Source organism: Rheinheimera sp. B2H12 (assembly GCF_059620065.1).
Genome location: NZ_CM184363.1, coordinates 1,697,244 through 1,710,390, shown reverse-complemented (window position 1 = coordinate 1,710,390; position 13,147 = coordinate 1,697,244). Strand labels below are relative to the sequence as shown.

Here is a 13,147-nt window from a genome sequence, read left to right as displayed (position 1 = left end):
TAAAAATTCTTATCGTGCACTTCCCCTAATCAAATGAATTAGCTGGAACTTAAAATAAGAAGATAAAGGATATATTATTGAAAAACAAAGCACCAGCAACAAGCTAGATAACGTCAATGATATGATTATGTTGCCTTGCTCAATCATAACGCTTCTAATCCAGTCACTTAACAACAAACTTGTCACATACAACAAAACAATACTGGTTAAAACAGCAAGAAAAAATGGGAGAGAATAATCAAAAATTACCAATTTTAATATATCTTTTCGCTTTGCACCTAGCGACATTCTCACACCAATCTCGACCATTCTCATGTTGATGCTATAACTAATGACACCGTACAAACCTGCCGACGCAAGTACAATGGTCAATAAGGTCAAAAGAACTGACGACACAGCTGTAATATACTGATTATTCAACTTCCTTTCTTTTTGCATTTGCAAGGAAACATAATCATACACAACCAGTTGATTGCTAATCCTTTTTAATACGCCGTTCACTTCATTACGAGACAGAGTTTGATTCGGCTTTAGTTTGATGATGAAGTTGTTTCCTATACTCATCGGCCGATAAATCCTCGGCGGTATGTCAAACTCGCCTGGTATAGTTACCCCTTCAACTACTCCTATTATTTTAAAGGACGCTTCCGCACCTACCGAAACATCGAACGATAAGCGCATCCCAATAACATCGCCGTACGCAGCCAAACGCTCAGCCAACACATTGTTAATGACTAAAACTTGCTCGCGGCTATCTATTTGGGCCTTGGTAAACGTCAGTCCCTCAATGAGACGCTGCCCCATCAGCTCAAAATAATTATGGTCAACAATTTTGGCTTCAGGCACAACTTGCTTCAGCGATGACTCCTCCACCATCGACCAGGTAGCAAAGCTTTTATCAAGCGGGGAAGAACTATGACTAACACCCACCACCTGCGGAAGCTGCGCCAATTCCTCTTTAAGTTCGCGCAACATTGCGTTGTTTTGAGCGGCATTGCTCTCTTGCTGGATATTAAAGGACACTTCAAGACTGAGTAAGTCATCACTTTTGATCAACTTGGGATCATTCATGGCGATGATTGCACTGATGAAAAAACTCAAATTTATGAAAATCAAAAAAGCGGCAATGGAAACCTGAATATAAACTAAGGTGCCACGCATCTTCTTAGAAATCTGGGCACCAGTACCTTTCCCGCTTCCTATTAAGGCAGATTGTAATCGTTTATAATTGATGACTTTGATTGACACGCCAGAGAACAACAGCGAGACCAGGAACGATACAAGTACAGCTACCATAATCACTATGGGATCTAACCCGTAAACATTGTTCATCGGCAATATTTCCGACAAATATTCACGCATAAATAAATGCGCTGTTTGCGCGATGACGAGCCCCAGTAGCATCGAAATTGTCATAAGTAGCAAAGTTTCAGCAAATACTAAACTTCTTAAGTCTTTCGGTTTAGCGCCTACAACCGCAGCAATAGCAAACTCTCTTTGGCGTTCTAAAGCCCTCGCGATAAACAGATTAATTAAATTCATAACCGCGATAATCAAAAGTGACAACGCACAGACAATCAATAAATAGGCAACTGTTTTACCCTCACCAAGTACAACATCACGAAGCGGAAGAAACTCCATGCCAACGCGCCAACCGTTATAAAATCCGATACTGGATACGCCAAGCTGCCAGGCCCTGTCGACTTGATCTGTCACAAGCATACTTGCTTGTGCTGAAGTAAACTCTGGTTTTAGCTTACCAATGAAGGAACCAATATATCCTCGACCAGTCCAAAAAGAACGAGCCGTTTCATTTGCTGGGTTAAAATCCCACGCTAACCAGATTGACGTTTGCCTGCCAATGTCTTCAAGCTCGGGTTCAACAAACTCTTTAGCGATGACACCGACGATGCTGTAGCTACGTCCCGCTAACTCAACTTTTTTACCTATTATACCAACGTCTGCATTAAAATAATGTTGCCAAGCCGTATAGCTGAGCATCGCAGAAGGGACAAAGGCGTCTACATTTTCAGTTGAGTTGAATAAACGACCCAAATGAGCCTTTACGCCCAAAGTTGTAAAAAAATCAGGTGTTGCATAAGCAGTAGAAACCTTAGGCTGGCTGTTCAGCGAAGTCAGGACTTCGTCATGATAACGCACTAAACCAGCCTCAGAAAATACCTCCTGGCGTTTATAAAAGTCCAACATACTTTTATACCCGTACGTTCTAATGTTAGGTTTACCTGTTTTGTCTATTTGCACCTGCTCTACTTTATAAATTTTATCCGAATCCAGATAAGGCAAAGGTTTTACCACCAAATAGTAAAACAAACCAAACGCGCAAAAAAGTGTGCCCAAAGCCAAGCTCATAGTAAAGACAACTGCAGAACTAAACCCTGTCCGGCCGCGGATACCTTGCCATGCATTCTTTATACGATATACCAGTTCGGCAGCTGTCATAACGCCTCCTTCCGACTCAGCTTACCATCCATTAATATGTATTGAACACGTGCCCTGCTGGCAAATTGTGGATCATGGGTAACGATACAGATAGTACAGCCTTTGTCATTTAGTTCACTGAGCAAATCCATAATCTGCTCCCCACTTTTTGAATCAAGGTTACCAGTGGGTTCGTCAACCAGTAGAATTGCAGGCTCGTTTACAAGCGCGCGCGCAATTGCAACCCTCTGTTGCTGTCCGCCAGATAACTGGTTCGGTTTATGCCCCATTCTGTGTCCTAATCCAACCTGTTCCAAACAATTTTTTACTCTTCTTTTTAATGTGTCCGAATCAAGTTTCTCCGCCCGATAACGAAGTGGCAAAGCAACATTGTCAAAGACCGTCAATTCATCAATTAAGTTGAACGATTGAAAAATAAATCCGATTGTTTCATTTCTAAGTTTGGCAGCACAATCTAATGATAAGCCAGACGTATCTGTGCCCTTTATCTTATAGGTTCCAGAACTGGCTTGATCTAACAGACCCAAAATGGAGAGCAGCGTTGATTTACCACAGCCTGAAGGTCCAGAAATAGATAAGTAGTCTCCTTTTTCAATAATGAGGTCTACATCAGCCAAAGCATGTGTATTCACTTCATCTGTCTCAAACACCTTCGTGACTTGACGCATCTCTATAATAGGCTCTTGTTTAATGTCAGTCATATACTCCCCTTATAATTTCTATAGTTGTGCTATGTCACATACTGACTATCTTAGGCATTTGACCGGGATCTTCTTTTACTCTGCCATATTCCATCATAACCAATTCATCAGCGCATTCGAAATAGCGATCATCATGCGAGATCACGACCACTGCTGCACCTCGCTTTTTTAAATCCGGCAGTATTTCACAATAAAAAACCCTCTTAAAGTCAGGGTCTTGATCAGCAGCCCACTCATCGAATACATAAAGCTCAGCATCATCTAACATAGCCACAATCAGAGCCAAACGACGTTTTTGACCATCTGATAATGCAAGCGTGGAAAACTCATTGTCCACAAGTTCAACTTTACCTTCAAGGTTAAACTCCTTAAGGTACTTATTGAATAAAACTACTTTTTCCTCAATGATATTACGCTTAATGAGTAGCCTGGGAAAAAGATAATAATCACTGAAGATACAGCTCACACGCTGTCTGAATTGGCCGATACTCTCCTTCGTCAAAGGTTCGTTATCCGCAAGTATTCTACCTTTTGTAGGTAAATAGAGCATGCTAATTACCTTTGCGAGAGTCGACTTACCAGAACCATTACCACCTGCGATAAAAGTTATCCGGCCACGCTTAATACGTAAATCTATTGGACCTATTCCAAATTCACGACCTGTAGTATTATTTTTCCCAATATTTTCAGGTGCATACTTAAAGCAGACACCTTGTAAATTCAATTCAGACCATTTTATTATCTGTTCTTGATTAGTGCTGATACTTTCTGGTGCCAATTCGTTGAATATTTTATAAACCTTATTTAGAGAAATCTTTGTCAAAGATAAAGTAGGCAAAAATTGGAGTATCATACCAATGGGACCAGACAGGTAAATCAGTATCATCACAATTGCTGTCAGCTGGTTGGCTGATAATTGATGATAGTTGACGAATATAAAACTTAGGATTCCTATTGCAATAAAATATACTAAGTCCCCATAGTTATTCGCTACGGTGTAAATTGTCTTCGCTTTCTTGTGCAAATCTCTCACTAAAAGCTCTTCTTTCAGTAGCAACTCCTTTTCAAATACTTCGTATTTTTCATTTGAAAGTTTGAGTTCTTTTATTCCTTCGACAGTGCCGACAAACGCTTCCTGCAATCGGTCTTGCCCATCCCGCGCTAAAGAAAAATAACGAGACCCGAAATACATCAGTACCTGATGAAAGATAGCACCACATAAGATTGTTTTGCCGATAAAATAGAATACATCTGCATCTAAGTAAGCTAAGTAAGCCATCATTGATATAATGATCACCGAATTAGTCAGTAAATTTGGTAGCGCTTGTGCCCCGTTGACAATAGCTGATACATCAGTTGAAAGAGATTGAATCAAGCGTGCAGCGCCCAAATTTTCAACTTGCTCTATAGAAGCATGGCGGATCCGGCTATACAACTCTCGTCTGAGTTGAGTGCGTATATCCATAGATATCCGAATTAGAATACTTTCAGAAAGTGTATTGAAAATAATTATAAATAAACACAGATAAAAAAATACAACGGCAAGGCCATAATTGTTAACTTCAAACCCTAGAAAACTTCGACTATTTGATATCACAGGCAGCTGCGTCACTTCAGGAGCAACTGCCATCATAATAATTGGAATCAGAGATGCATAAAGACCTCCGGAGATTAAACCTATAAAAATCGCAATAAAGGTTTTATTTGGAGAAAATCTTATAAATAGTAATATTGCATGCATATCAATTTAATTCTGGTTTTAACACCAGTACTCGTTTTGATTGTTGTATGTCAGACCCTGCACGCGCGTTAACTTCGTTGAATTGCTTTGGTTCTGAATAAATAGTTTTCATATCATTAAAATGTTTACTGAGCATGTGACCTGACTGTCCTGTAGGCATAACTTGAATGAAGTCGTCAAAATTTTGCATAGACATCACCAGCCTGAATGATGCAGCTAATGTCTGCTTATACCCTCCTTCGTCTAACGGAATAGCGTTTGCTACATCAAGGGTATTTGTGCTTCCAGCACTTGGCCTTTTGTCTGAAAGCAGGGTGCTGAGCAATTTGTTAGTAGAAAATAGCGGATGACTATAGTCGACCTGGTGAAAAGTTCCCCACTGCCAATCTTGACTTTTTTTACTGCCGCTGTGCTTTTCAAGCCTCTCAACGGCCATTTCAAAAGATTGGACAAGCAGTCGGTGGCATGTCGGTGTTCCAGACCCAACACAGGAGGTTTGTGTCTCCCGACTGCGCAATAGTTCAAAAAGTGTATCGCCATCAGCTAACTCGAATAACGAGGACAGGATAACTCTTTTTTCTTCACTTAGTTCATACGTCGGAGCTAAATTAGCGACTAACAGAGACTTAAGCTGCTCAAACCAATAGTGGTAAACACTCGCACCAGCACTTTGTGCATCATAGTTATTGTCCCACACCTTTAGCAGATCCAATGCGGGCTGAGTTAGCGATCGGCTCTTGTCTGTAAGCTTTTCTCCCCGCTCGACAGTCTCTAACAAGTAGGATATCAGCTTGACACTACTTAAGTCTTTACGGTCAGACTGCATCTCACGCATGAGTAGAAGCGATACTGGTTCTCGAGCTGCAATTTTTTCCTTTAGCAAGGCTTCAATACGACGAAAGCGAAAATCAGGTGCCCACTCATGGCTGATAATCTCTGTTGCCTGCCCTGACAGTTGTTGATTGGCTGAAGATATGAATCCGGAAGCCGGATCAAACTCTGACGGGTTCCTGGAAAATACTTGATACTTCTGCCAACGATTGATATCCCTAAAAGCGTTCTGAGGGATAATCCCAGACTCTCCTTGCCGGACAGGGATCCAACCTGCAGCTTGCTGACCAATTTTACCTTTCGTATCTGCGTAGACAAAATTGAGTCCAGGGGTTGCCAGTTTAGACAATGCCTGACGAAACGTTTGCCAGTTGGTTGCATACTGTAAATTGTGAAATGCTTCAAAGCTAGTATCATTCGCGTCTAATCCAGTCCACTTGAGTGCCAGATCCTTATTCCTGCCAGGCAGTAAATCACTGACAATAGGCCCTAATTCTGTTTCTCTGACTATATAAACAACATCCTGAAAATTGTCTAGTGCCGCTTTTTGCCATGGCGTACGAACTTTAATGATTTCTTTTCGCTCGAAAATAGGTTTAGGCCCAGATTCTGTGTGAAATTCATGTCGATTTTGCGTTGAAATATCAAGCACAAATAAGTCCTGTTGATCGGCCAATAAGCTGGTTATCCCCCAAGCAATGTCTCTATTACGTCCGACAATAACGCCTGGTAAACCAACTAGCGAAAAACCTTTACTATGTAACCGAGCACTTTTTAGTTCAATCGCATACCATGGGGAAGGAACTTCGATTCCTAAATGAGGATCGTTGGCCAACATAGCATTTCCCGACTCAGTGTAAGCTCCGGAAACAGCCCATGCGTTGCTACCCATATACCTTTCTCTGTGCAGCATTTGCTTCAGAACGGACACTGACAGAACTACGTCTTCTTGAGTCCCTATCAAATCTTTAGATTCAATAGACTTTGTGTCGTACGGATAAAAAAGACGTAACTCTGCAGGGGGGATATATTTTAGAGCGCTAACTCGCTGCAACTCATCATACATATTTCCGGACAAAGATAATGCTAGTAATTTATGAATAAGCAGCGAATCTCTTGGTTTCCATTCATCCAACTGCGAAACATTCAAGTAAATATATTCTGGAGGCAGTTTATTAATACGCTTTATATATGCATTTACGCCTCGGCTGTAAGCGTTTAGCGCGTTTTTTGCCGGTGTAGATAACTGCAAGTACGCTAAGTCCGCTGATTTTTCCAGTCCCAAAGTTCTAAACCATTTATCACTATCCAAATGGGACTCACCAAACCATTCGCTAAGTTTGCCTTGTGTCAAACGCCTTTTATAGTCCATTTGCCACATACGCTCTGAAGCATGCAGAAAGCCTTGAGAAAAAAAAATATCTTCGTCTGACTCCGTAATAACTAAAGGAATACCAAGGTCATTAAATCGGACTTCAACTTCATTTTGTAAACCAGGTATTGATTCTACGCCATGGTAAATTAATACACTTTCTTCCAAATAGAACAATAAAAAAAATACTATAATTAGAGCAGGCAGAAATAAAAAAATTAATATTCTTGTTATAAATGGATGACGCTTGGAAAACCAATAGCGTTTATTTCCAACATCATTAATGATTAACATGACACAAAATACCGCCTAACTATAAACTCAAAAAATATTCAAAGGGAACGCTATAAGATCACATCTAGAGAATTTTACTTATTTAAATAATAGGCACCTCTGTCTGGTTAATCTTGCTAACACTATCTTAAATAGCCTACCAAACGTTCAGCTTAGGATGAGTGCCTGCATTCAGCTTAGAGAAAAATATGATAAAAGGAGGAATGGCATTTACTGCGCCAGTTAAATTCAGTAATTGTCATCCGACTTACAGATAAAAAAAATAGCAGGGATTGGATAAAACGTCAACAACCTGAAACTAAAATGGTACTTATTTCATCCACCACACTGAATTAGTGAAATATTATCCGTATACTCTTTAAGATTTGAAAAGGTGTCTGACTCATTGTACAATTGATTTTAATGAAAAAAACAACCTTTACAGGCACGGCATAACCATACACTCTGCTACGTATTGACGGGCCAATTTGTCAGCTAAACACTTTTCACCACATTGACCATTGCCGGTGGTACTTTCCATTGTTTTTTGGCATCGTTTACGATCGCTGCGTTTTTTTTATTGGCATCTAAACTGCGTTTGTTCGAATCATTTGCGCATCATCCGCCAAGGATCACTTGGGCGAAACGTTGAATGACAAGCCAATCCGTTTTAACATTTGTTGTAACTCTTCAGCTCGCCCCTCTGCTGGCCAGCCCAATAACGAGCCCTGCAAACGCCCGTCCTGATAAAAATAAAACGCTGGTGTGCCCCAGTAATCTATTTCCGGCCATTGTTGAGTTTGATAAATATCCAGAATTTCGGCATTGGAACTGAGCTGATAACCGACATTGGCGATTTGCAGGCTATACTGCTGAAACAGCTGTTGCAGCTTCGGCTGCTCTGTTAAATAACGCTGAAAATTTGCCGAAAAACCACAGCCCTCCCGGGTGACCAGGATCACCGCAGGCCCCTTCGGCAAACGTACATGTTGCCACTGTTGTTGTCCAGGCGGGCCTGCCAGCACCAATCGACCCGGTGTTTGTCCGGCAGTGACCGGCACTGGGGGTGGCAAGCTACCGTTTAGGATCTCAGGCTGTAACTGATACTGACTGACCAGTTGTTGCGCCCATTGATGGTCGCGGGCCAGTACAGCCATCTGTACCAGCTCAGTCGCCAGCAGCTGGATTTTTGGCCCGCGCTTTGGCCAATTGATTTGTTTTGCCTGCAGATATGCCGCCTGACTATCCGCGATATACAGCATATTATTCAGATAACGGGCATGTTGCAGTGGCGATGCCTGCTCTGCCAATTGCCTGGCCTGCGGCAGATAACAACGCTGAAAATGCGCGGCTAATCGGTTGGCTTCCTGACTACGCACCACCACACTAAACGAGTCTTCCCGAATAGTGCTAAACTGCACCTGTAATGTCTCGATGGTATTGCCGCAGGCGGCAGTATCCGACGGCGGTAAGGGCTCAGCTAACGCCAGATTTGAAATCAACACTAATAACATCATGAATATCCTTATTCAGGCAATAAATCCAGGGCACTGGGTCCATTCATCACCTTGAGTAACTCTTTGCTACTTTTGATTGGCGCAATCTCAAATGCGGCTGCTGATGCGGCAATATAGTCAAAAGTTGCTGGCTTCACAGTCTTAGTTTGCTCGCCAGCATCAACGCTAAACTGGGTTGCTAGCAATAATAAAGTACCAAAAAATATTTTCATGCCAATGTCCTTATCTTTGTGGATAAATGCATCAACAGATCACTGACTTTTCTGCAGTTAGCTGCGCTTTTTTCAACAAGCCAGCCGTACGAAGTCAGTCTGTTGACTTCCCGAATTTACAACATAAAAAGTTAAAAACACTTTATAATGTTATTAAAAATTTATAAAAATAATATTTTTTTCATCACTAAAGCACTGTCTCCTGACTGGAGGTGATGACCTGGCGTTCTGCCTCAGCGGGGCCGGCGGTCACAAACCTATTAAAGATTCCTCTTGCAAACCAGCAATCAACAATTGCTCCCCAGGCCAGCAAGCGTCACAACACTGAACCTACAGAAAAGTGGCGCGTATACGCAGGATCACGAACTTTGGTTTAGCAGATTTTTTCGCAATAAAGCTGTTATTTTTTGCACAAATATTCAGCAAACCAAGCGCAAAACTGCGACGTATTTTCTGCGGATTTTATCAATGGAGAATAACAATGCAGAAAATAACCCCATGGTTGCTGGCAGCAGCCGCCTTGACCTTGTTAAGTGGCTGTAATAATGATGATGATCCGGTCCAAGCCGAACCCGTGGCCATGACCTCGCTGAAAGTTGTGCATGCAGTCAGCGATGCGCCTGCTGTAAAACTGGATGGTGGTGACAAAATACAAGTCAGCCGGCTGGATTTTGCCGGCAGCACAGTGCAACTGATGCTGCCAGCCGGTAGTTATAATCTCAAAGCAGACGCACTGTTACCTGACAATAAAACTGCCAGGGTCATTGAAGCCAATAGCTTGAATTTAGTTGAAAATTTAAATTACACCGTGTTTGCGGTTGGCTCTGCCGCCAACGCTAGCATTCAACCTTTGGTGGTGACAGCGCCTGACACCCCTGTGACTGCCGGCAATGCCAGAGTTCAGGTGGTGCATGCGGCAGCCGCAGCGCCAGCAGTGGATATTCATCTGACAGCACCAGAAGCTGCTTTAGCAAGCGGCACTGTCACTGCGACCTTGGATTTTGGCAAAAATACTGCGCCAGTGCAGGTCAGTGCCGGTAATTACCGGGTGCGGATCACCCTGCCCGGCACTGTCAGCCCGGTACTGTTTGATTCAGGCAGCATTAGCTTAGCCGCCGGTACTGATGTCACTGTTGCCGCCATTAACAACAGATTTGCCGGGGCAGCGCCCGTTTCGCTGTTAGCCGTCAATGCCAATGGCACTTTTGCCGATATCAAAGACATTGGCAGTAAAGCTGATGTCCGGGTGGTTCATGCCGTGTCCGATGCACCGGCGGTTGATGTGTTATTAAATAACAACGCTGCAATTACCGCATTGAAATTCCCTGATACTACTAGCTACACCAGCCTGGCCCCTGCCAGTTATAACGTCAAAGTAGCTGCCAATGCTGATAACTCAGTGGTGGTAATTAATGCCGATGTTATACTGGCCGCTGGCAGCTACAGCACTATTATCGCCACTGGTTCACTGACGCAAAACAACATCAGCGCCCTGGTGCTGACTGATGTACCTCGCCGCGTTGCCACTGAAGCTAAATTACGGCTGGTGCACGCCTCCACTCTGGCTGGCAATGTCGATATTTATCTGACCAAAACCAATGATATCAGCACCGCAACTGCCAGTTTTAGTAATGTACCTTTTAAAGCGGACACCGGTTATGTTGCCGTGACGCCTGGGGATTATGTGGTGACTGTGACAGCGGCTGGCAGCAAAACAGCAGCCATTGGCCCGGTGGCTCTGAGTCTGAGCGGCAATAAAATTTACACCGCTATTGCCCGCGATAACGAGGGCAGAACAGCGCCACTTGGTTTGATTTTACTGGATGATTTTAATCAGATTTAACCAACTGCGATAAACACAGGCTCTGGTATTGAACATTTCCAGTATCAGAGCTTGGTTCACAACAAAATTACCACAATTGCCACCAGGGCTTACGCGGCAATGGTGTTACCTGCTTGGTTACTGGCGTGATAGTGATATTGAGTTCAGTCGCCGGTACATCAATTGCCATATCTAACGCCACCGTATTATCCAGCCGCTCTTCATCATTATCAGACACCTGTTGATACAGATGGCCAAGCGGATATGGCCGCACAGCGGGCTCATAACTGGCGAACCAGGCTATATCGGTAAATGCATCGGCACTGCGAGTGAAACTGCGGGTAAAACGAGCCACGGCTTCGTCGACATCAGACAAAAACATAATCTCACTGACGTCCAGCAGCAGATACGGCAAGCTGACAGTTGCTAAATCATCCTGCGCTTTTTGCCAAAAATGATCTCCCACTGTTGCATCGGCACAGAATTCAGTGAATAAGGCTCTGGCGTCTCTGATGTTTTCACGCGCTTTTGCCGTCTCAATCACTGCGACGTAGCAGGTATCTTCGCCTTCTTCGCCGGACATATTGGAATAACTCTGCTGATAGGGCTGAAGATCGGCGGCACAAAAGCAAAAAAACCAAGGCACCGGAATTCGATTGGCAGCAATGGCCACTTCATCGTAGTCAAGGTCTTGCTGTGCTAATTCGGAGACTGACGTCGCTTTAGCAGCAGTGGCATATAAAATTGCATTATTTGACATAAATGTTGTTCTTTAACATGTTGGACAGAGTTTCAGCAACCGCACCTGAGTGGTCAATGCTTAGGCATCAGCCACTCAGGTGCGGTTTTATGGTGCCGTTGACGAAATCTTTGATGCGGTATCCACTAAAGTGGCCACATGCGCTGGCACTGGTAAAAATGGCAATAATAACGGCCGGCGCCAGCCACGTAAAAATTCCGGTAATGGTAACGCAGTGCGCTGTGCATCAGTGATCCGCCAGCACCAGTTCAGGTATTCATTTAATTGCCGTTTCACACTTAAAAAACCAGCCGGAATATTGGCTTGCCGCGCCGCAGCCTCAACCGCCAGCGTCAAATCCTGTTGCAGTTGTTTATAACCCGGAAACTCGGCCAGATGATAAAAAGTCTGGGGTAACTCCGCGTCCGGCAAGGCTTTCGCCTGCGCTATTAGTGCCAGAATGGTGGTGCCATGCCGGCGCAGCTCACGTGGATGCAACTCCTGAATTTGGGTCAGCGCCTCCATCGAAGCAGGTTTACGGCGCGCCAATTCATAGATAACGGCGTCTTTAAGTACTAAGCCGAGGGCTGAATCCTGTTTGACGGCATATTGATAACGCCATTGCACCAACAACTGCAACACCGCCAGTTCGCGCGGCGAACTTTGCCAGCTGTTTTTCAGCTCAAGAAACTTCAGTTCGGCCGGCCAGTGGAAGTTGCGTCTGCTGATCAGTTGCTCCCCTTCTGCCAGCAACCAGGCCAGATGTTGCTCGCTTGGTAATTTGGCCAGTAATAGTGCTTTGAGCGGTAACAGGTAACGCACATCGTCCGCCGCGTAACTCAGTTGCGCTGGTGCCAGTGGGCGCGCCAGCCAGTCGGTACGGGATTCGCTTTTATCCAGTTGCTGCCCGGTCAGTTGTTCCACCAGCTTGGCATAACCCAGGCTAGTGCCCATCCCTGCCAGCTCCGCAGCCAGTTGGGTGTCCAGTAATGGATAAATCTGACAGAGCCCAATTGAAGCCAGCGCTTCCAGATCTTCAGTGCAGGAATGCAGCAGCTTCAGCACGCTGGTATCGGCCAGCAAAGCAGCCAGTGGCTGCCAGTCGGTGATCGTCAATGGGTCGACCAACACCACATCTTGACCAGCATACAGCTGGATCAGACCAAGCTTGGGGATCAATGTCTGGGTGCGGACAAACTCAGTGTCAAGCGCCAGTGCTGGCTGGCTGCTGGCTTGCTGGCAAAAGTCTGCCAACTGCCGGTTTTCGGTGATCATGAGATAAGACATTAAAAACTCCGTTACTTCTGATGGGTAAGCAGCCTGTTAGGACTTCACAAGCCAAAGCCTCACCTTCGCGTTTAACTGTCAGCTGGCAGTGTGGCATATTCCCTGCCACAAAGCGCAATGCCTGCCTTGCAAAGCAGCCTGGTTTGTTCCCGACCACAAGGCTGTACCGTCCGTCCCTGTCCATGCAGCCTT

General features: G+C 44.2%; 9 protein-coding genes. 1 reads left to right on the top strand and 8 read right to left on the bottom strand.

What is annotated here, in order from left to right; all coding sequences use genetic code 11:
• Nucleotides 1-9: 9 nt before the first annotated feature.
• From AC53GJ_RS07595 to AC53GJ_RS07570, 6 genes are all read right to left on the bottom strand, one after another.
• Complete coding sequence (locus tag AC53GJ_RS07595; protein ID WP_496732003.1) at nt 10-2,460, bottom strand: ABC transporter permease; 2,451 nt, start codon at nt 2,458-2,460, stop codon at nt 10-12.
• Entirely contained in the window at nt 2,457-3,161 is a 705-nt protein-coding gene (locus AC53GJ_RS07590) for an ABC transporter ATP-binding protein (RefSeq protein WP_496732002.1), read from the bottom strand. The genes AC53GJ_RS07595 and AC53GJ_RS07590 overlap by 4 nt, the downstream gene beginning before the upstream one ends.
• A gap of 34 nt (nt 3,162-3,195) precedes the next feature.
• On the bottom strand, nt 3,196-4,902 hold the full coding sequence (locus AC53GJ_RS07585; protein ID WP_496732000.1) for a cyclic peptide export ABC transporter: 1,707 nt from the start codon (nt 4,900-4,902) through the stop codon (nt 3,196-3,198).
• Between the two features lies 1 nt (nt 4,903).
• Nucleotides 4,904-7,399 (bottom strand): penicillin acylase family protein, encoded by a 2,496-nt coding sequence (locus tag AC53GJ_RS07580; protein ID WP_496731998.1) that lies wholly within the window; start codon nt 7,397-7,399, stop codon nt 4,904-4,906.
• Between the two features lie 611 nt (nt 7,400-8,010).
• Nucleotides 8,011-8,895 (bottom strand): hypothetical protein, encoded by an 885-nt coding sequence (locus AC53GJ_RS07575; protein WP_496731997.1) that lies wholly within the window; start codon nt 8,893-8,895, stop codon nt 8,011-8,013.
• An 8-nt stretch (nt 8,896-8,903) separates the two neighbouring features.
• Nucleotides 8,904-9,107 (bottom strand): hypothetical protein, encoded by a 204-nt coding sequence (locus AC53GJ_RS07570; RefSeq protein ID WP_496731995.1) that lies wholly within the window; start codon nt 9,105-9,107, stop codon nt 8,904-8,906.
• A 481-nt stretch (nt 9,108-9,588) separates the two neighbouring features.
• Here AC53GJ_RS07570 and AC53GJ_RS07565 point away from each other — a divergent pair, with 481 nt between their 5' ends.
• Entirely contained in the window at nt 9,589-10,950 is a 1,362-nt protein-coding gene (locus AC53GJ_RS07565) for a DUF4397 domain-containing protein (RefSeq protein WP_496731993.1), read from the top strand.
• 67 nt (nt 10,951-11,017) lie between these two features.
• Here the strand turns inward: AC53GJ_RS07565 and AC53GJ_RS07560 are convergent, their stop codons facing one another.
• Both AC53GJ_RS07560 and rnd read right to left on the bottom strand, forming a co-directional pair.
• The gene (locus AC53GJ_RS07560; RefSeq protein WP_496731992.1) at nt 11,018-11,689 is read right to left on the bottom strand and encodes a hypothetical protein; all 672 of its coding nucleotides are present in this window, start codon (nt 11,687-11,689) and stop codon (nt 11,018-11,020) included.
• Between the two features lie 87 nt (nt 11,690-11,776).
• Entirely contained in the window at nt 11,777-12,955 is a 1,179-nt protein-coding gene (rnd, locus tag AC53GJ_RS07555) for a ribonuclease D (protein WP_496731991.1), read from the bottom strand.
• Nucleotides 12,956-13,147 lie beyond the last annotated feature (192 nt).